Below are 18,243 nucleotides of genomic sequence, written 5' to 3'. Positions count from 1 at the left end.
GTCAGCACCCCGGGCTCAGCGGGCCGTCGGGCGGGCGGCGAGGCGCTCGAGCATCTCGTCGAGCGCGACGCGGTCGCGGTAGGCGCCGTCGCGGACGACGCCGCGCACGTCGGCGAGCGCAGCGGCGTCGGCCGTCGGGTCCCCGCCCAGCAGCACGAGGTCCGCCTCGAAGCCCGCGCGAACCGCACCGGCCCGGTCCTCGCGGCCGAAGAAGCGGGCGGCGTCGCTGGTCGCCGCGCGGAGGACCGACGTCGGGCGCACCCCGGCCTCGGCGAGCAGAGCGAACTCGTCGTGCAGACCCAGGCCCGGGATCACCCAGCTCGCGCCGTTGGAGTCGGTGCCGGTGAGCATCGGGACGTCGGCGTCGGCGAGCACGCGGGTCATCCGCAGCTGCGCCTCCCAGTGCTCGGCGAGGGCCTCGCGCGTGGGCGCCGGGAGCTCCTCGAAGGTGTCGGTGACCGACTCCCACACCGCGAGCACGTCGGGCGCGATGAACCGCTTCCGGGGATCGTCGCGGTGGCGCGGCGTGCCCGGGAACTGCTGGGTGTGCACGCGGATCAGCGTGGGGCACTGCCAGGTGGTGTTGGCCGCGAGCAGGCGGGCGAGGGACTCGGCGCGCTGCTCGTCGAAGGTGCGGTCCACGAGCCGGTAGTTCTCGGCCGTCTTCTCGCTGGTGCGGGCCACGGGATTGACCACGAGCTTCATGAGGAAGGGCTGGAAGATCCGGTTCGCGATCGGGGCGAGACCGGGGATGCGCGGGAGGCTCGGCACGCCGCCGGCGTTCTTGCGCACCTGCTGCTCGCGCCGCGAGGACGCCGCGTACAGCGAGACGCCGGTGCCCAGGTGCTCCATGCAGTGCATGCCCGCCTCGGAGGCCTCGCGGGCGTCGATGTCGTCGGGCACGTGGCCCACGACGTCCAGGCCGACCTCCTTGCCCTCGGCGATCGCGGCGAGCAGCGTGCTGCGGTTGGTGAAGCCGGCCTTGATGAAGTCGGCGCCGCGCTCTGCCTGGTGGCGCACGGTGGCGGCGGCGCCCTTCGCGTCGGGCGCGGTGATCGGGGTGAGCAGGTCGCCGGGCAGGCCCAGCAGGCGGGGCGAGCCCTCCGGGCTGCGCAGCGTGCCGGCGGCGCGCCGGGCCAGCAGCTCGTCGCTGCCGGACATCTGCCGGTACCCGGCGACGCCTGCGGCGAGCATGAGCGCGTAGGTCGCGTCGACGTCCTCGGGATCGTTCAGCGGGTGCGCGTGCGCGTCGACGTAGGCGGGGACGACGAACAGGCCCGAGGCGTCGACGACGCGCGGCGACGCGGCGGCTCCCGCGTCCTCGGTCCTGCCCTCGGGGCGGTCGTCGTGCGCCGCGACGGAGGCGATGCGCTCGCCCTCGAGCCGCACGTCCTGGTGCGCGGTGACCTCGCCGCTCGCGGGGTCGACGACGGCGACGTCCGCGAGGACGAGCGAGCCGGCGGCGGTGGGGGCGGGGACGTAGCTCGCAGGAGTCATGCCCCGAGGCTATGCCCCGGCGCCGTGCGCGGGTCCGGCAGGGCGCGAGTGTTCGGGGACGTGCGCGGGGTCGGGGACGCGCGAGGACTCGAGGATGTGCGCGGCGGCCTGCTCGACGCTCATCTGCGAGGTGTCCACCTCGATCGCGTCCGACGGGGCGGGCAGCGAGGGGATCGCGAGCAGCTCGCGCAGGACGCCGGCGTCGACGAGCTTCGAGCGCTCCGCCCGTTCGGGGGAGTCCACGCGCGCGGAGAGCTCGTCGGCCGACGCCGTGAGCCAGACGGGCACGAAACGCGCGCCGCGCTGGGAGGCGAGATCGCGCAGGCGCTGCACGTGGGCGGCGTTGTCCGGATCCTCGGGCAGCCAGTTGGTGAAGACGTGCGAGAGGCCCGCGGGGGCGGCGAGCGTCGCCTCGAGCACGACGTCCAGGACCCGCGCCCGCAGCGCGTCGGTGTCGGCGAGGTCCCTGCCCCCGCGATCCAGGCCCATGGGCACGAAGACGGCGTTGTTGACCAGGTGGTTGTCCACGACGATCGCGCCCGAGCGCCGCCCGATCTCGCGGGCGATGCTGAGCTTCCCGACGGCCGGCGGGCCGACGAGGAGGAAGAGGCGGGAGGGCGAGGGTCGATCGGGACTCATGCCCACAGAGCGTAGAGGGTGGCGCGTCCGGTCACCCGTCGGTCGCGCCCGCCGGTTCGCCCGAATCGGCCGAGCCGGCCGAGCCGGCCGACGGACCGAGCCCGTCGGCGACTCAGAGGGTGAAGCCGGCCGGGAACGGGTCGCTGGGGTCCAGGACGATCTGCGAGAGGGCGGTGAGCCAGGCGCTGCCGGTGATCGTGGGCAGCACGGCCTCCGTCCCGGCGATGCGGGTGGTCCCGACCAGGCGACCGGTGAAGGACGTGCCCAGGATCGACGTGCTCTCGAAGTCCTCCTCGAGGCCCAGGTCCCCGCGGGCGTGGTGGATGGCCATGAGCGCGCTCGTGCCGGTGCCGCCGGGCGATCGGTCCATCCATCCCGGGTGGTTGACGAGGGCGTGCTTCGCCCCGCGCGCGTCCGAGGCGGGGTCCAGCAGGATCGTGTGCTCGCAGCCCTCGTAGCCGGTGCCGGGATGGCGCGGCAGGATCTGCGCGTTCACCGCGTCCATCACCGAGCTCCCCGCCCGGATGAGGTCCCCGGACGCCTCGCGCTCGACGCGGAGCCCGAGCGCGTCGGCGCCGAGGACCGCGTAGAAGTTCCCGCCGAAGCCGATGTCGACCGTCACCTCCCCGTATCCGGGGACGTCGATGGGCTGATCGAGGGCGTGCGCGAAGGAGGCGACGTTCGCGATGGTCACCGCGCGGGCCCGCCCGTCGCGCACCTCGACGTCGGCCGTGATGAGACCGATCGGGGCGTCCAGGCGGATGCGGGTGACGGGCTCGGTGACCTCGACCATGCCGGTCTCGACGAGAGCGGTCGCGACGCCGATCGTGCCCGCCCCGCACATGGGCAGCACGCCGGTGACCTCGATGAACAGCACTCCCCAGTCGGCGTCCTCGCGGGTGGGCGGCTGCAGGATCGCGCCGGACGTCCACCCGGTGCCGCGCGGTTCGCACATGAGCAGGGTGCGCAGGTCGTCGTGCTCGGCGACGAAGCGGGCACGGCGCTCCTCCATGGTGTCGCCGGGCAGCGCGGCCACTCCCCCGGTGACCACGCGCACCGGCAGGCCTTCGACGTGCGTGTCGACGGCCTGCAGCAGACGGCGCGCGCGCATCAGCGGCCCTCCGACGGGGCGACCGGGCTGGGCGCAGCGGGAGCGGTCGCCCCCGTCCCAGCGAGGTCGTCGAGCAGGGCGACGGGCAGCTCGACCTCGGTGACCTCGGCCTTGCGCCGTCCGAAGTCCACGCCATGCTCCTCGCGCAGTCGGCGCAGGTGCTCCTCGGCCCGCTGCGGGTAGTCATCGGCGAAGGCCGACGGGTCGATGGCGATCGCGAACATGCCCAGGCTCGGCGAGGCATCGCCGGAGTCGAAGGGCGCCGCGTCCAGCGAGAACGAGCCTCCCGACATGGCCGCGAGCATCTCAACCATGAGTGCGATGTTCCCGCCCTTCACGCCGCCGAAGGGCAGCAGGGCGCCGGCGAGCGCCGCGCGGGCGTCGGTCGTCGGCTCGCCCTCCGGGTCCAGGGCCCAGCCCTCCGGGATGGAGGAGCCGTCCTCGGCGGCGTCGCGGATCTTCACCCAGGCGGTCTCGCTCGTGGCCTGGTCGAACATACGGGGGCCCTCCGGGTGCGGGAGGGCGAAGGCGATCGGATTGGTGCCGGTCACCTCCTGGCTCGCGCCGTGCACGGCCATCAGCGCGGGCGAGTTCGCGCCGGTCACGGCCACGAGTCCGTGCTCGGCCAGGCGGGTCGCGTAGTCGCCGAGCTCGCCGGCCGTGAACGCGTCGCGCACGGACAGGACCGCGACGCCGCAGTCCCGGGCGGCCGCGACGAGTGCGTCCTCGGCGGTGTCGAAGGCCAGCTGGGCGGTGCCGCAGTCGGCGTCGACCGCGATCACGGCCCGGCGGGGCGCGGTCACGCGGGGGCGGGCGTCGGGCGCGATCCGGCCCGATCGGAGGCCGTCGAGGTAGTCGGGCAGGTGGGCGGCGCCGATGGCGGACTTGCCGCGGCGCTCGGCGGAGACAGCGGCCGCGGCCAGGGACTCGGCGACCTCGGCGGATCCGCCGGCCGCGCGCACCGCCTCACGGCAGAGGTCCGTCAGCTCGGCCAGGGTGAGGCGACGGGTCGGGGCGGGTGCGGCATGGCCGGAAGACGCGGAGCTCGAGGTCATGGTCGTCCACGCTATCGGAGCGGCGCGCTCGGCTCCGGGGCGTCCGGCGTTCGACGCTCCCGACCCGGCCCCAGCCTCCATCGCTACAGTGCCGGAGGTCGGGCACCCGCACCCGCACCCGCACCCGCACCCGCACCCGCACCCGACAGAAAGCGATCATGGCCTCCTCCGCCTCGTCCACCGCCCTCATCGCCTCCGACGTCCACGCCGGCTACCCGGGCCAGAGGGTCCTCGACGGGATCGACCTGGAGATCCGCTCGGGCCAGGCGCCCACGGGCCTGCTCGGGCCGTCGGGCGCGGGCAAGACGACGCTGATCGACGCGCTGCGCGGGGTCTTGAAGCCGACGTCGGGCCAGGTCATGTACGAGGGCAGGAACGTCTCCCGGCTGCGCGGCGCGCATCGCAAGGCGTTCACGGCCGACGTCCGCTTCGTCTCCCAGTACGCGATGACCGTGACCGATCCTCGGGCGAGCGTCGCCGGGGCTCTGGGCAACGCCGCGCGCGAGGCGCGCAAGGGCGGCCGCACGCACGCCGTGTCGGTGGTCGAGATGCTCGCGACCGTCGGCCTCGAGCCCCGCTTCGAGGGCCGCACGCTGCGCTCGCTCTCCGGCGGGGAGCTGCAGCGCGTCGCGCTCGCGACGGCGCTGGCCACGCGCCCCGGGATCCTCGTGCTCGACGAGCCGCTGACCGCGGTGGACCCGGGCATGCGCGGGGAGATCGCGGCGGGTCTGCGCTCGCGCGCGAGCGAGCTGGGCGTGGGCATGCTCATCGCCTCGCACGATCTCGAGCTGCTGCAGCGGCTGTGCGAGGACGTCGCCTTCCTCGGCCAGGGACGCATCCTCGCCCGCGGGACCATGCACGAGGTGCTCGCGAGCACCGAGCACCCGGCGATCCGGGACCTCGCGGCGAGCGCCCCGCTCGCCGTGCAGCGCTTCCGCTGAGGGCGTCGCCCCCTCTCCCGCACGTGGGCGAGCGCGGGACCGTGCTCAGCTCGCCCAGGGACGATCCGTGGTACCGGGCGGCTCGTTCTCCGGCGGAAGGAGGCGGATTATCCTCACTGGCGAGCCCGCCGCCGGGACCCGACCCGTAGGGCCGTGCCGCATCAGGCATCTGGTGCGAGATGCTCCCAGGATCGATGTCCCGCGTGGACGCGCGTGGCGCTGCCGGGGCGGATCCGGGCCGCCGAGTCGCGTGCAGCAGTGCCCGTGTTCTGAGGCCGAGTCCGGTCTGCGTGCTTCCCGGGGAGATACTCGGGTATGGCAATCCGACGCGTCACCATGGAAGACCTGGCACGAGAGTTGGGAACGAGCAAGACCACGATCTCCCGCGCCCTCACCGATCGGCCAGGGGTCTCGGAGTCGACGCGCGCGGCGGTCGTGGAGCTGGCACGGGCGAGGGGGTGGCGTCCGAACGCCACAGCCCGCTCCCTGTCGAAGGCCCAGGCGGGGGCGCTGGGATGGGTGGTGCGGCGCACCGAGAAGTCCGCGACTATCGATCCCTACTTCATGGATCTCCTCATAGGGGCCCAGATCGAGCTGTCGTCGACGCCGTACAGCCTGGTGCTGAAGCTCGTCGGCTCGGTCGGTGAGGAGCTGGACGTCTTCGACGAGTGGTTCGCCTCGCGCCGGGTCGATGGAGTGCTCGTGACCGACGTCGAGAGGGACGACAGCCGCCTTGCGCGGCTCGCCGAGGCAGGGGTGCCCAGTGCCGTGATCTCTCCGCGCGATGCAGACCTCCACGGCGCGACAGCGGTCCCTCCCGAGGACGAGGAGGGCGTGTGCGCGATCCTCCGGCACTTGCGTGGTGCCGGCAGCCGCCGGATCGGCTGGGTCGCGGGCCCTTCAGCTTTCGTGGCCACTCAGCATCGCAGGCGTGCGATCGATGGATGGCGATCGCAGTTCGACGCTCTCGTCGTCGAGTCCTCGACCCTCGATGCCGAGTCGTCCTCACGCGCGGCTCTGCGGCTGCGGCGGGAGCACGACCTTGATGCAGTGGTCGTGGACAACGAGTTCGCCGCGATCCAGACGATCGCCCTGCTCCACGAGCAAGGGCTCCGAGTGCCGGACGACGTCGCCGTCGTCTCCTGGCTCGGCTCGGATCTGTGCCTGCTGTCGGAGCCGACGATCACGGCGCTGGAGCACGACGTGCAGGCGACGGGTCGACGCTGGGTTCGCGCACTGATCGAGGCCGTGTACGGGGAACCGATCCATCTCGACTCGATGACGCCGACCGTGGAACCCGTGGGTGTCGCCTCAGGATCCGCGACCCGACTGCGCGTGAGGGGATCGACCCTCTCCTGAGATGCGTGGTGGGGTGATCGCCCCTCGACGGCGCGAGCAAGCTGCTTGACCATCACGCCGTTGTGGCTTAACGTTCCTGAACGCAACCGGTTACGTTCCTCCCCTGGGGCGTTCTAATCCGACAGTTGCCTTCAATGGAGATGAGCAGCCATGCCGATGCACCACAGCGTTCTCAGCCGACGAAACCTTCTGGCCGGAGGTGCGGCGCTTGCGATCACTCCGCTCGCATCCTGCGGGTCCTCGGGAGCGAGCTCGGGCACAGACGACCTCGTCATGTGGGACATGGTCTGGGGTACGGGCGCCGCGTACACCAAGACCGCCCAGAAGATCGCCGGGGAGTACACGCCCGCCGAAGGACATCGCGGCGTCACCTACCAGTCGATTCCGTGGGCGAACTGGTACCAGACCTTCACCTCGGCGGTCGCCTCCGGAACCGGACCGTCCGTGAGCACAGGGGCCTCGTTCCAGCCCTTCTTCTTCATGGAGCAGGGCTCCGTGGTCCCTGCTGACGGCGCAGTCGCCCTGCTGGAGAAGGAGGGCAAGGCGGACTTCCTCCCCGGGCTGCTCGACGCGATGAAGACGGACAAGGGGTATGCCGGGATCCCCTGGGGCCTGGACCTGCGGGTCCTCTGGTACCGCGAGTCGATGCTGGAGGACGTCGGCGCGTCCGTGCCCACCACTTGGGACGAGTACGTGCAGGTCGGCAAGAAGCTGAAGGCCGCCGGAAAGATCGGCTTCGGTCTCGCGGCGGGGAGCAGCACCACCGACGCCCAGCACAGCATCTTCGCCCTCCTGATCAACAACGGCGGCGGCCTCTTCACGGAAGACGGAGAGCCTGACGCGACCAATGACGCCAACGTCGAAGCACTCGAGTTCGTGCTCGAGATGGTGGCGGAGGGCATCATCGACCCGCGGGCGGCGAGCTACACCGCGGACAATCTCGACTCGGACTGGGCGAGCGGCCGCATCGCGATGGGCTTCGGGCAGACAGGTCTTGATAAGCAGATGAAGGACCCGGTCTCCGCAGACCTGAAGGTCATGAGTCCTCTTGCGAGCACGAGCGGTTCCAAGGGGACGATCTACTACATCAACGCGATCATGCTGTACGCGGACACCCCCGATCAGGCCTCGAGTGACGCCTTCGCTGCCTGGTGGGCGACCCGGACCGACACGTTCTGGACTGAGAACGTGATGATCGACCTCCCGGTCACCCAGCGTCTCGCGTCGTCCGAGATGATCACCTCCAACCCGAACCTCGTGACGGCGATCAAGGAATGGCAGCCGATCGGGAAGACCCTGGGCGCCAAGGCCCCCGCTGCCTTCGGGGCCCTGAACTCGGTGGACGGCGGCAAGGCGGCCGCCTCGTTCGTCCAGCAGGTCGTCCAGGGCAAGACAGCGCCGAAAGCCATGTTGCAGACACTGCAGACCGAGCTCGAGAAGCTCGTCTGACCCCCGCATTCCCCGAGAACCTCCGGAGCCCCGCTTATGACCCCACGCTCACGCGGCTTGACAATGACCGCGCTCGCTGCGCCGGCCCTCGTGCTGATGGTCGTCGTCAACGCCTATCCCGTCGTCTATGCCGCTTCGCAATCTCTGCGAGACGGGAATCTGCTGGACCCCGGTGACTTCGTAGGGCTGCAGAACTTCACCGAGATCCTCTCCGACCCTCTGTTCTGGAGGGCTGTGCGCTTCACTCTCCTCTTCACGGTCTCGGGGGTCCTCGGCAGCTGGGCCATCGGATATGCCCTCGCCCTGGCGTTCAAGCAGCCGTTCCGCGGACGAGGGGTCCTGAAGGTGGCGTTCCTCCTGCCCTGGGTCGTCCCCGTGGTCGTGACATCCATGAGCTGGAACTGGCTCGTCGCCACCGCCGAGAGCCCGCTGCCTCGACTCTTCGCGGCGATAGGCCTTCCGGACGTCCTGTTCCTCGCCGATCCGACGATGGCGGTGGCGATCGTCTGCGTGTTCAAGGTCTGGATCAGCTTCCCCTTCATGTTCCTGATGATGTCCGCGGCCATGGAAGGCATCGACCCGTCGGTGTACGAGGCATCGACCGTCGACGGCGCCGGGCGCTGGGCCACGCTCACCCGGATGACGCTCCCGCTGACGGCGAAGTCCACCTACATCAGCTGGGTGCTCATGTCCATGTTCACCATCAACGACTTCCCGACCGTCTTCCTCCTCACGGGAGGCGGGCCCGTCGACGCCACGACTTCGCTGGTGGTGCTGGCATACCGAACGGTCTTCCAGTCCTTCCAGCCCGGATACGGGGTCGGGGTGGCATTCATCATGACCGCGGCGCTTGTCGCCATCTCCCTGGCACTCTTCCGCAGCATCCGAAAGGTGGACTGACCATGACCGCAGCGTCACGCCGCCGTACCCTCCCCCGGCCCCGCAGATCAGGGCAGACCCCGTGGGCCGCGCTGCGCCCTGCGCTCCTCACGATCGCCGCCATCGTGTGCTTGATCCCCATCTTCGTCGTGGTGGGACTCGCCTTCCGGCCCCTCACGACCTCGTCCACGCGCGGCATGAGCCTTGAGTCCTTCGCGTACGTCCTCAGCGACACGAACCTCCTCGTGTGGCTGCGCAACAGCCTGGTGGCGACTCTCGCCGCGACGCTGATCTCAGTGATGGTCGCGGCGCCCGCGGGCTACGTCATCTCCCGAGGGAGGTCTCGTGCCGTCTCCGCGTTCTCCTTGGGGATCTTCGTGGTCCAGGCGCTGCCCGTGGTGATCTTCGTGATCCCGCTGTTCATCCTCTTCTCCCGGGTGCAGCTGGTGGATTCTCTTGTCGGGGTGACGATCATCTACGTCGCGTCGTCGCTGACGGTGGCCACCTGGATGATGGCCGCGTACTTCGATTCCATCCCGTCCTCACTGGAGGAAGCCGCGTGGATCGACGGCTGCTCGATCTTCGGAGGGTTCGTGCGGATCGTCCTGCGCAACTCGCTTCCAGGGGTGCTCTCGACCGCGATCTACGCGTTCCTGCTGGCTTGGAACGACTACTTGATAGCACTCGTCTTCCTGCGGACCGATTCGCACTTCACGCTCCCCATCGGCCTGCAGACCTTCTTCCAGCAGAACGCGACCGACTGGGGGCCCGTGATGGCGAGTGCCGTGGTGATGATGACTCCGCCCATCATTATTTTCGCGCTCCTCAACCGGTACTTCAGTGTCGGTGGGATCGGGGGCTCTCTTGCAGGCCAGTGACCCCAGCACGCTCCTCCACCAGCAGATCACCTCCGCTCTCGACCCGTCTCTGGCCCGCCCGGAGCTCGTCCAGCACCTCGCCCGGAGGATCATCGATCTCGACGCCTCGGATCGCACCGGGTGGGTCCAGGCTCTCACCGGGCACGGCTCCGAGGGAGCCACCGAGGTGGGGGCGGCCTCTTCCTCCAGCATGAAGGCGCTGATAGGCGACATGCTCTACGAGAACGGGTTGCAGCACGACCGCGTCTCGCAGGTCCTCGCGCCCTTCGTGTCGACATGGTCACCGCCCCCGACGAACTCGACTCCTCCCTCTCTCCTGCGCCCCGAGGATCTCTCCGGCCCCGATGCGCTCGCCGCGAGCTACGACGCAGTCGTGATCGGAACGGGCGCAGGAGGAGGGATGGCCGCGCAGACGCTCGCGGAGGCGGGTCTTCAGGTGCTCGTCCTGGAGCGGGGTTCGTACCCTGCGCCCCGGACGCTGCTGCGAGATCACCTCCGCACTGCGCGCAGCGCCACCGGTCTGTTTCCCCTGTCCGGACCGGGCGCCGACTCCGAGACCCGCCGGGTCCCGGCGGGCGACGCTCGAGCACGCGAGGTGCATGCCCGACAGAGCGCGTGGAGCAACAACGCGATGACCCTGGGCGGCGGGACGCGAGTCTATGGCGCTCAGGCCTGGCGATTCTCTCCCCAGGATTTCCAGATGGCCTCGACCTACGGCGTCCCGAGGGGAAGCTCTCTCGCCGACTGGCCCATCAGCTACGACGATCTCGAGCCGTACTACACCCGTGTGGAGCAGATGCTCGGTGTCAGCGGCGGCCCTTGGAGCGACCCATGGGCAGGACCTCGCCGTGCGCCTCTGCCCATGCCGGCGCTCCCGCCGTCGCGCCTCGGACACCTGCTCGCCGAAGCTGCGAAGAGGCTGGGCATCGGTACCCAGCCCGTCCCGCTCCTCATCAACTCGCAGAGTCGAGACGGCCGCGCCGCGTGCATCCGCTGCTCGCAGTGTGTCGGGTTCGAATGCCCAGTGGCCGCGCGGGCCGGGAGCCACAACACCACCCTCCCACGCGCCGCCGCGAGCGGGAACGCCACGATCCTCACGGGCACCCAGGTGACCCGTATCCAGGTCGGTCCGGGCGGCAGAGCGTGCGCAGTCGAACTCGCCGGATCCGAAGGAAGCCCCGGGATCTGGCGCCGCACAGTGCGCGTCGGAACCGTCGTGCTCGCCGCAGGGGCCATCGAGTCCGCGCGCCTCCTGCTGGACAGCGCGACGGAAGATCATCCGGCAGGGCTCGGCAACGACACGGATCACGTCGGCCGGCACCTGCAAGGACACGCCTATGGAGGGGCCTCCGCACTGTTCGACGACGAGGTCGTGGACCTCAGGGGCCCGGGGCCGGACATCTCCACCGCGGATTACCGCCACGGGAATGAGGGGATCATCGGCGGGGGGATCCTCGCCAATGAGTTCGTCCCCACCCCGGCGAGCACTCAGCGCTATCTGCTCGAGACTGGCTTGGTGAGTAGCGGGACTCCCCTGGGCTCGGCGGAGATGGAGCGCGCGATGCTCCGTTTTGGTCGCGTCATGGGGCCGATCCAGGAGGTGACCACAGAAGGGGCGAGGGTGCGGCTGGATCCGGGCCGAGTCGATGCACTGGGGCGCAGCACAGTGAGACTCAGCGGCAGTCTGCACCCCGAAGACCTCAGAGGTCGCGACATGCTCACCGGCCTTGCTGCTCGCTGGCTCGAAGAAACCGGAGCATCGCGGGTGGTCCCCATGCCGCCCATGCACCGTCCCACGCCACCGAGCGGCGGACAGCATCAGGCGGGAACCTGCCGCATGGGGTCGAGCGCAAGCACCTCCGTGACGGCACCCGACGGACATGTCTGGGGGCACGAGAACATCTTCGTGGCCGATGGCTCGACGCACGTGACCAACGGCGGGGTCAATCCCGTGCTCACCATCCTGGCCAACTCTCTGCGCATTAGCGAAGGTGCCGCGGCGAGGTGACATGACAAGATGGGAATACCGTGGAGACATGACACCCATGCCCGCGCCTGGCGACGTCCCTTCCGCGATCGCCCCGCTCGCCTCGGTCTCGATCGACTGCCCGGATCCGCGCGCGCTAGCGCCCTTCTACTGCTCGCTGCTGGGCCTCGCGGAAGCCTTCGCGACTCCCGACGGATCCGTCGTCTCCCTCGCGGGGGCGGGCCCGATGATCACCCTGATGAGGGCCGACGACTATGTCGCCCCGCAGTGGCCGGACGGCCCGCAGCACCAGCAGATGCACCTCGATCTCGCCGCCGATGACCTCGACGCCGCCTCGCGCGTGGTCCTCGCGATCGGCGGAGTCGAAGCTCCGACGCAGCCCGATCCCGCACGCTGGCGGGTCATGCTCGACCCCGTCGGCCACCCCTTTTGTCTGAGCGCCGTGCGGCCGGACTGAACGACACGGAGATGTCGCGGACCCAGCTCGTCCTCATCATCGGCCCCCTCGCCGGCGGCAAGAGCACAACCGCTCGAGCGCTCGTCGATGCACTTCGCGAACAGGAACGCGCGGCGGCGCTCGTGGAACTCGATCAGATCGCCGACATGACCCGCCCCACCCTTCCGGACTGGTCCGACGCCCACGCGATCTTCGCGATGGTCACGGGCCGCTGGTTGCAGGCAGGACTCGACGTGGTGGTCGCCGAGGGGCCCGGGAGCCTCGACGAACTCGACCTCGTGCAGCGCAGCATCCCCGACGGCACTCCCGTGTTCATGGTCGTCGTGGAAGCCCCCTTCACCACTGCGCTGCGACGCGCGCAGGATGATCCGACCCGAGGCCTTTCACGGGATCCGGACTTCCTCGCAAAGATGCATGCGGGATGGGCTGACGAACGCATGCGCATCGTGTCCGACCTCCGGCTCGACACGAGCGAGATGTCCGTCGATGCTGCGGTCGCGTCGATCCTCGACCGCCTGCGGTTCCCCCGGCCGGACTGATCCAGCCACATGGCCGTGCAGGTGAAGCCGCCTCAGGTCAGCTCGTCGTGCTCCCCACTCGCCCAGGCCGCATGCCGACGGGCCGAGGCGAGCACCGCCTCGCGCGCGTCCTGCAGCACGGCCCCCGCGAAGTTCCCGTAGAGCCGGTCGAAGTCGAAGCGCGCGGCGCCCTCGGCGACGCGCAGCGCGACGGGCCCGGACAGCGGGATCCGGTTGGGGTAGGAGCGCATGAACGCGAGCGTGTGACCGTCCGGGTTGGGCGCGATGGTGTCGCCCGAGAGCAGCACCCCGCGCCCGTCGCCCCCTGTCCAGTGCACGATGGCGCTGCCGGGGAAATGGCCACCGAGCTGGGCCGCCGTGACCCCGGGGACCACCTGCTCCTGACCTTCCCACAGATGGATCCGCGCGGGCGTCCGGCCCAGCCAGGCGGCGTCGGCCCGGGAGACCCACACCGGCACGCCCCCGAGCGCGTTCGACCAGGCCGACTGCAGACCGAACATGTGCGGGTGGCTGGGGACGATGGCCCGCATCGGCCCGAGGTCGCGGACGGCGGCGATCGCGGAGTCGGTGATCGCGGCGGGCACCTCGACCATCACGTTGCCGTGCTCGGTGACCAGTACGTTGGCCTCCTGCCCGATGCCCACGCCCTCCACGTCGCGCAGCGCGAACAGCCCCTGCTCGAGCTCGACGAGCTCGAGCGGCCCGGCGTAGCGGGAGGGGTCCGCCCAGTGCTGGATCCCGTCGGCGGGGAGGTACTGGCGCTCGTCCGCGCAGATCGGGCAGATGTCGGGATGATCCTTCGCGTCGTACTCGACGCCGCACGTGGCGCACTGCAGGAGCCCGCGGGTGGCGGCGTGCGCGTCGAGCATTTCGGGGTGGTCGATGGTGCTGACGTTCCGGGTCATGATCAGGCCTCTCCTTGAAGACCATCACCTTCTGACCTCAAGTCCACTTGAAGTCAAGGGCTTCGCGGCGCAGACTTCTCGCATGACCGCCGACCGCACCGACCGCGCCTTCCGCGACGAGTCCTCGGGGGCGCACGCCTCGCCCGAGCAGCGACTGAGCATCGGGGAGGTCGCCGAGCGCGCGGGCGTCGCGACCAGCGCGATCCGGCACTACGAGTCCCGCGGGCTGCTGACCAGCGAGCGCACCTCGGGCAACCAGCGGCGCTACGCCCGCACCGTGCTGCGCCGCATCGCCGTCATCCAGGCCGCGCAGCACGTCGGCCTCTCCCTCGCCGAGATCTCCGAGGCCTTCTCGCGCTTCCCGCCCGACCACGCGCCCACCAAGCGCGACTGGGCGCGGCTCGCCCGCGAGTGGCGGCCGCGGCTGGACCGGCGGATCCGCGAGCTCGAGCAGGTGCGCGACGGGCTCTCGATGTGCGTGGGCTGCGGCTGCCTCTCCATGCGCCAGTGCGCGATCTACAACCCCGACGACGCCCTCGGGGCATCGGGCCCGGGCGCGCGCCGCGTGTTCCCGCACCCCGACGAGGAGTGAGGGCTCCCCGTACGCTCACCCCATGGATCAGCCCACCGACCGCCCCTCACCGGCGCCTCAGCCCCTGCACCACGTGGAGCTGTGGACGCACGACCTCGCGGGCGCCGCGCCGTCCTTCGATTGGCTGCTCGGGGCGCTCGGCTGGACGGGCGAGTCGGATCCGGACTGGCCGGCGGGCCGCATCTGGCGCCACCCGAGCGGGGTGTACGTGGTGCTCGAGCAGTCCCCGGCCGTCGTCGGCGAGGTCCACGACCGCATGCGGCCGGGCCTGAACCACCTCGCGCTGCACCTCCCGCAGCCCGACGGCGCGGCCGCGGGCTCCGCCCTCGACGCGCTCGACCGTCTGCGCGAGGAGACCCCGGAGCACGGGTGGTCCGAGCTCTTCGCCGAGGCCTATCCGCACGCGGGAGGCCCCGAGCACACGGCCCTGTTCCTCGAGAACGCACAGGGGTTCGAGATGGAGATCGTCGCATGAGGACCACGCTCATCAGCCTCTGACCAGGACTGTCACCCCGGACCGCCCGGGTGTTCACCTCTCATACACCCGCGACAGGGTGGACATAGGGGCTCCACAGGAGCGGACCGGATTCTCGATGTCATACCGATCATCGAGGAGCACACGTCATGTCCGCCATCCCCCTGTACGCCCTGGATCTCGTCGCCGCCGCGACCCTGACCTTCGGCATCTACTGGCCCCGCCATCGCCGACGCGACCTCGTCGTCGCGTTCCTCGGCATCAACGTCGGGGTCCTCGCCGTCTCCGCCCTGCTCGCGAACTCGGCCGTGAGCGCCGGGATCGGCCTGGGCCTGTTCGGCGTCCTGTCGATCATCCGCCTGCGCTCCGACGAGCTCGCGCAGCACGAGATCGCCTACTACTTCGCCTTCCTGGCCCTCGGCCTCGTGGGCGGGCTGTCCGTCACGCCGGCCTGGATGGGCGCGGCGTTCATGGCGCTCATCGTCCTCACCATGACCCTCGTCGACCATCCCGCGCTGCTCGCCGCGCACCGCCGTCAGGTGGTGGTCGTCGACCGCGCGATCGCCGACGAGGACGAGCTGCGCGCGCACCTCTCCCGCATGCTCGGCGGCCGCGTGACCTCGCTCAGCGTGCAGCGACTGGACACCGTCTCGGACACCACCACGGTCGACGTCCGCTACCGCCTCACCGGCGAGCGCCCGGCGGGCGCCGCCGCGCCGATCGAGGCCAGCGCCGACGAGCGCTCGAGCGCCTCGGTCGGGCGCACCAGCATGGCCTCCCCCGTCGCCGCGTCGGACGCCCCGTCCGACGCGCGGGCCGACGCCTCCCGCCACGTGCAGGGGGTCGCGCGATGACCAGCCTGAGCAGCCTCCCCGCCGTGGGCCTCGAGGAGATCTCCGAGCGCGCCGGCCTGATGACCCGCGTGGACCGCAAGTACCTGGTGCCCCGCGAGACCGTGCACATGCTGCTCTCCGAGCTCGACGGCAGCGTGCGCGTCCTCGAGATCGCCGGCCGGCGCACCTTCCGCTACGCCTCCACCTACTACGACACCGCCGATCTCGCGACCTTCCGCGCCGCGGCCGGCAGGCGCCGCCGGCGCGCGAAGATCCGCTGCCGCGAGTACGTCGACTCCGGCACCGCGTTCCTCGAGGTGAAGACCGCCACCGGACGCGGGGGCTCCTCCAAGCAGCGGATCCCGCTGCCCGCCGGATCCGAGGGCGACCCGTCCGCCGGCCCTCTCGAGGGCACCTCCCGGGAGTTCGTCGACACCGCGCTCGACAGCGCCGGATGCACCCTCGACGGGGAGCTCGGGCCGGTGCTCACCACCCGCTACGACCGCACGACGCTCCTGGTCACCGGCGAGGAGAGCCGCGTGACGATCGACGCCGACCTGCGCTGGGAGATCCCCGGCACGCAGCGCCCGACGGGCACGGGCCGGCACGCCGCGACCGCGCCGCTGCCCGGCTACGACCTCGAGAACCTCGTCGTCATCGAGACGAAGGCGGGCACCCGGCCGGGACGCGCCGACCGTCTGCTCTGGGCCGACGGACACCGCCCCGTGCGGATCTCGAAGTTCGCGACGGGCCTCGCCCTGCTGGACCCGCGCCTGCCGACGAACCGCTGGCACCGCACCCTCCAGAAGGTCCGCTCGCCGGCGCAGCGGGCGGCGTGAGGAGGCCCCGCATCACCACAGGACCAGCCGTCAGCACGTCTCCCACCACCACGACTCCTTCAGCCATCACCACGGCCCCCGGCCGCGAGAGGACACGATCACCATGACCAGCCAGCACACCCCCGAGAACCCGTCGACCACCGAGTCCGCGACCCCCGCCCCGTCGGCGTCAGCACCGGCGTCGGCCGCCCCGCCGACGCCCACCGCTCCGCCGACCGGGCGCAGACGCGGCCGCAGCGCGCGCAGCATCCGTCGGACCATGACCGCCGTGGCGGCGGGCGCCGCGACCCTCGCCCTCGCGGCGTGCGGCGCGGCGACCGCGGTCACCGGCGCCTCCTCGAGCAGCGAGGCGGCGGCGAGCACCACCTCGAGCTCGAGCACCTCGGCGAGCAACGACATGCTCTCGAGCCTGGACCTGACCACCCTCGACACCCACTACGACCAGGACGACCTGAACTGGGACGAGGCCGACGAGCAGGCGATCACCCTCTCCGACGACGGGTCGACCTCCGACTCCTCGGGAGTGAGCGTCGACGGCTCGACCGTGACGATCACCGAGGGCGGCGTCTACCGGGTCTCCGGGTCGCTGAGCGACGGCCAGCTGGTCGTCGACGCCCCGGACGACGAGGACGTCACGATCATCCTCGACGACGCCTCGATCACCTCGAGCAGCGGCCCCGGCATCTCCGTGACCAGCGCGGACGAGGCCACCCTGTACCTGGCCGACGGCACGGAGAACTCCGTCGAGGACGGCTCGGACTACGAGGTCGCGGACGACGCGACGCCCGTCGCGGCGATCGCCTCGGCCTCCGATCTCACGATCGCCGGCAGCGGCGCGCTCTCGGTCACCGGCAACACGAACGACGGCATCTCCACGAAGGACGGCCTCGCGATCGTCGGCGGCGACCTCACGGTCACCGCGGCCGACGACGGCATCCGCGGCAAGGACTACGTGGACATCACCGGCGGCACCTTCGACATCACCAGCGGCGGCGACGCCATCAAGTCCGACAACTACGAGGACGAGGACCGCGGCTGGGTGCTCATCACCGCCGGCAGCTTCACCATCGACGCCGGCGACGACGGCATCGACGCCGAACAGGCGATCGAGATCGCCGACGGCACGCTGACCATCGAGAAGTCCCAGGAGGGCCTCGAGGCGAACGACGTCATGATCGAGGGCGGCACCGTGGACATCACGGCCTCGGACGACGGCATCAACTCCACCGCCGCGACCACCGAGGAGGAGGCCGCGGCGGAGGAGTCGTCGGACTCCACCGGCTCCACGGATTCGGCTGACTCCACGGATTCGAGCAGCGCGACGGACAGCGCCGACGCCCAGCAGCAGGGCCCGGGCGGGGGCAGCGAGGAGGACGACGGCTCGTGGCTGTCGATCTCCGGCGGCACCGTCACCATCGACGCCGACTACGACGGCCTCGACTCGAATGGCTCCATCTCGCTGACCGGCGGAGACATCACCATCACGAGCGCCGACAACGGCGGGGACTCCCCCGTCGACGCGAACGGCGACGTGACCTTCGACGGGGCGACGCTCACGGCGAACGGCACCGAGATCACCTCGGCCGACGACCTGCAGTCGCAGGCGGGTGGCATGGGCGGCGACCAGGGCGGTCAGGGCAGCCAGGGCGGCACGCCTCCCGACCAGCAGAGCAGCGATGCGAGCACGGACTCCGCGTCCTCGACGACCGACTCCTGACGCCCGGCTCGCTTGCCCCAGCGGCCTGCGCGGCCGACGCGGCGTCCTGGGGCCGGTGGCCCCACACGATGAGAGCGTGGCGAACCAGAAT

18 protein-coding genes are annotated in these 18,243 nt (G+C 71.0%); 13 read left to right on the top strand and 5 right to left on the bottom strand.

Annotated elements, in window-relative coordinates:
• Positions 1–15: 15 nt before the first annotated feature.
• The 4 genes from I8D64_RS16630 to I8D64_RS16615 all read right to left on the bottom strand — a co-directional run bounded on the left by I8D64_RS16630 (position 16) and on the right by I8D64_RS16615 (position 4,302).
• Positions 16–1,497, bottom strand: a complete 1,482-nt coding sequence (locus I8D64_RS16630) for an amidohydrolase family protein (RefSeq protein ID WP_200503899.1) — start codon at positions 1,495–1,497, stop codon at positions 16–18.
• Positions 1,498–1,506: 9 nt separating this feature from the next.
• Positions 1,507–2,136: a P-loop nucleotide/nucleoside kinase family protein gene (locus tag I8D64_RS16625; RefSeq protein WP_200503898.1), complete on the bottom strand. Its 630-nt coding sequence runs from the start codon at positions 2,134–2,136 to the stop codon at positions 1,507–1,509.
• Positions 2,137–2,248: 112 nt separating this feature from the next.
• On the bottom strand, positions 2,249–3,247 hold the full coding sequence (locus tag I8D64_RS16620) for a proline racemase family protein (protein WP_200503897.1): 999 nt from the start codon (positions 3,245–3,247) through the stop codon (positions 2,249–2,251).
• On the bottom strand, positions 3,247–4,302 hold the full coding sequence (locus I8D64_RS16615; RefSeq protein ID WP_200503896.1) for an Ldh family oxidoreductase: 1,056 nt from the start codon (positions 4,300–4,302) through the stop codon (positions 3,247–3,249). Before I8D64_RS16615 ends, I8D64_RS16620 begins: the two co-directional genes overlap by 1 nt.
• 158 nt (positions 4,303–4,460) lie before the next feature.
• On the opposite strand from I8D64_RS16615, the gene I8D64_RS16610 reads away from it, so the two are divergent.
• The 8 genes from I8D64_RS16610 to I8D64_RS16575 all read left to right on the top strand — a co-directional run bounded on the left by I8D64_RS16610 (position 4,461) and on the right by I8D64_RS16575 (position 12,791).
• Entirely contained in the window at positions 4,461–5,243 is a 783-nt protein-coding gene (locus I8D64_RS16610) for an ABC transporter ATP-binding protein (protein WP_200503895.1), read from the top strand.
• A gap of 315 nt (positions 5,244–5,558) precedes the next feature.
• Positions 5,559–6,602: a LacI family DNA-binding transcriptional regulator gene (locus tag I8D64_RS16605; RefSeq protein ID WP_200503894.1), complete on the top strand. Its 1,044-nt coding sequence runs from the start codon at positions 5,559–5,561 to the stop codon at positions 6,600–6,602.
• A 150-nt stretch (positions 6,603–6,752) separates the two neighbouring features.
• Positions 6,753–8,051 carry an ABC transporter substrate-binding protein gene (locus tag I8D64_RS16600; protein ID WP_200503893.1) on the top strand — a complete coding sequence of 433 codons (1,299 nt, stop codon included), beginning with the start codon at positions 6,753–6,755 and terminating at the stop codon, positions 8,049–8,051.
• A 63-nt stretch (positions 8,052–8,114) separates the two neighbouring features.
• The gene (locus tag I8D64_RS16595) at positions 8,115–8,951 is read left to right on the top strand and encodes a carbohydrate ABC transporter permease (protein WP_200503892.1); all 837 of its coding nucleotides are present in this window, start codon (positions 8,115–8,117) and stop codon (positions 8,949–8,951) included.
• 2 nt (positions 8,952–8,953) lie between these two features.
• The gene (locus I8D64_RS16590) at positions 8,954–9,808 is read left to right on the top strand and encodes a carbohydrate ABC transporter permease (protein WP_200503891.1); all 855 of its coding nucleotides are present in this window, start codon (positions 8,954–8,956) and stop codon (positions 9,806–9,808) included.
• A complete protein-coding gene (locus I8D64_RS16585) occupies positions 9,795–11,816 on the top strand; it encodes a GMC family oxidoreductase N-terminal domain-containing protein (RefSeq protein ID WP_200503890.1) in 2,022 nt (673 codons plus the stop codon). The genes I8D64_RS16590 and I8D64_RS16585 overlap by 14 nt, the downstream gene beginning before the upstream one ends.
• Positions 11,817–11,844: 28 nt before the next feature.
• Positions 11,845–12,252: a VOC family protein gene (locus I8D64_RS16580; protein WP_246483127.1), complete on the top strand. Its 408-nt coding sequence runs from the start codon at positions 11,845–11,847 to the stop codon at positions 12,250–12,252.
• Between the two features lie 11 nt (positions 12,253–12,263).
• The gene (locus I8D64_RS16575) at positions 12,264–12,791 is read left to right on the top strand and encodes a P-loop NTPase family protein (protein ID WP_200503889.1); all 528 of its coding nucleotides are present in this window, start codon (positions 12,264–12,266) and stop codon (positions 12,789–12,791) included.
• A 32-nt stretch (positions 12,792–12,823) separates the two neighbouring features.
• Here the strand turns inward: I8D64_RS16575 and I8D64_RS16570 are convergent, their stop codons facing one another.
• Positions 12,824–13,696 carry an MBL fold metallo-hydrolase gene (locus I8D64_RS16570; RefSeq protein WP_246483126.1) on the bottom strand — a complete coding sequence of 291 codons (873 nt, stop codon included), beginning with the start codon at positions 13,694–13,696 and terminating at the stop codon, positions 12,824–12,826.
• An 82-nt stretch (positions 13,697–13,778) separates the two neighbouring features.
• Here I8D64_RS16570 and soxR point away from each other — a divergent pair, with 82 nt between their 5' ends.
• The 5 genes from soxR to I8D64_RS16545 all read left to right on the top strand — a co-directional run bounded on the left by soxR (position 13,779) and on the right by I8D64_RS16545 (position 18,152).
• Positions 13,779–14,288, top strand: a complete 510-nt coding sequence (gene soxR / locus I8D64_RS16565) for a redox-sensitive transcriptional activator SoxR (protein WP_200503888.1) — start codon at positions 13,779–13,781, stop codon at positions 14,286–14,288.
• 22 nt (positions 14,289–14,310) lie between these two features.
• Positions 14,311–14,763 carry a VOC family protein gene (locus I8D64_RS16560; RefSeq protein ID WP_200503887.1) on the top strand — a complete coding sequence of 151 codons (453 nt, stop codon included), beginning with the start codon at positions 14,311–14,313 and terminating at the stop codon, positions 14,761–14,763.
• 149 nt (positions 14,764–14,912) lie between these two features.
• The gene (locus I8D64_RS16555; protein WP_200503886.1) at positions 14,913–15,617 is read left to right on the top strand and encodes a DUF4956 domain-containing protein; all 705 of its coding nucleotides are present in this window, start codon (positions 14,913–14,915) and stop codon (positions 15,615–15,617) included.
• Positions 15,614–16,435, top strand: coding sequence for a VTC domain-containing protein (locus I8D64_RS16550; RefSeq protein WP_200503885.1), 822 nt, complete (start codon positions 15,614–15,616; stop codon positions 16,433–16,435). The genes I8D64_RS16555 and I8D64_RS16550 overlap by 4 nt, the downstream gene beginning before the upstream one ends.
• 103 nt (positions 16,436–16,538) lie before the next feature.
• Positions 16,539–18,152, top strand: a complete 1,614-nt coding sequence (locus tag I8D64_RS16545) for a carbohydrate-binding domain-containing protein (RefSeq protein ID WP_200503884.1) — start codon at positions 16,539–16,541, stop codon at positions 18,150–18,152.
• Positions 18,153–18,243 lie beyond the last annotated feature (91 nt).

Origin of the sequence: Brachybacterium halotolerans, assembly GCF_016623465.1 — a bacterium.
GTDB classification, from domain to species: Bacteria; Actinomycetota; Actinomycetes; order Actinomycetales; family Dermabacteraceae; genus Brachybacterium; species Brachybacterium halotolerans.
Note: the sequence above shows the minus strand (reverse complement) of the source record. Positions and strands in the feature narration are given on the sequence as shown.

What these genes read in the sequence shown, in the direction of transcription:
- I8D64_RS16630 (WP_200503899.1), bottom strand. Translation starts at nt 1,497, where the DNA reads ATGACTCCTGCGAGCTACGTCCCCGCCCCCACCGCCGCCGGCTCGCTC.
- I8D64_RS16625 (WP_200503898.1), bottom strand. Translation starts at nt 2,136, where the DNA reads ATGAGTCCCGATCGACCCTCGCCCTCCCGCCTCTTCCTCCTCGTCGGC.
- I8D64_RS16620 (WP_200503897.1), bottom strand. Translation starts at nt 3,247, where the DNA reads ATGCGCGCGCGCCGTCTGCTGCAGGCCGTCGACACGCACGTCGAAGGC.
- I8D64_RS16615 (WP_200503896.1), bottom strand. Translation starts at nt 4,302, where the DNA reads ATGACCTCGAGCTCCGCGTCTTCCGGCCATGCCGCACCCGCCCCGACC.
- I8D64_RS16610 (WP_200503895.1), top strand. Translation starts at nt 4,461, where the DNA reads ATGGCCTCCTCCGCCTCGTCCACCGCCCTCATCGCCTCCGACGTCCAC.
- I8D64_RS16605 (WP_200503894.1), top strand. Translation starts at nt 5,559, where the DNA reads ATGGCAATCCGACGCGTCACCATGGAAGACCTGGCACGAGAGTTGGGA.
- I8D64_RS16600 (WP_200503893.1), top strand. Translation starts at nt 6,753, where the DNA reads ATGCCGATGCACCACAGCGTTCTCAGCCGACGAAACCTTCTGGCCGGA.
- I8D64_RS16595 (WP_200503892.1), top strand. Translation starts at nt 8,115, where the DNA reads ATGACCGCGCTCGCTGCGCCGGCCCTCGTGCTGATGGTCGTCGTCAAC.
- I8D64_RS16590 (WP_200503891.1), top strand. Translation starts at nt 8,954, where the DNA reads ATGACCGCAGCGTCACGCCGCCGTACCCTCCCCCGGCCCCGCAGATCA.
- I8D64_RS16580 (WP_246483127.1), top strand. Translation starts at nt 11,845, where the DNA reads ATGACACCCATGCCCGCGCCTGGCGACGTCCCTTCCGCGATCGCCCCG.
- I8D64_RS16575 (WP_200503889.1), top strand. Translation starts at nt 12,264, where the DNA reads ATGTCGCGGACCCAGCTCGTCCTCATCATCGGCCCCCTCGCCGGCGGC.
- I8D64_RS16570 (WP_246483126.1), bottom strand. Translation starts at nt 13,696, where the DNA reads ATGACCCGGAACGTCAGCACCATCGACCACCCCGAAATGCTCGACGCG.
- soxR (WP_200503888.1), top strand. Translation starts at nt 13,779, where the DNA reads ATGACCGCCGACCGCACCGACCGCGCCTTCCGCGACGAGTCCTCGGGG.
- I8D64_RS16560 (WP_200503887.1), top strand. Translation starts at nt 14,311, where the DNA reads ATGGATCAGCCCACCGACCGCCCCTCACCGGCGCCTCAGCCCCTGCAC.
- I8D64_RS16555 (WP_200503886.1), top strand. Translation starts at nt 14,913, where the DNA reads ATGTCCGCCATCCCCCTGTACGCCCTGGATCTCGTCGCCGCCGCGACC.
- I8D64_RS16550 (WP_200503885.1), top strand. Translation starts at nt 15,614, where the DNA reads ATGACCAGCCTGAGCAGCCTCCCCGCCGTGGGCCTCGAGGAGATCTCC.
- I8D64_RS16545 (WP_200503884.1), top strand. Translation starts at nt 16,539, where the DNA reads ATGACCAGCCAGCACACCCCCGAGAACCCGTCGACCACCGAGTCCGCG.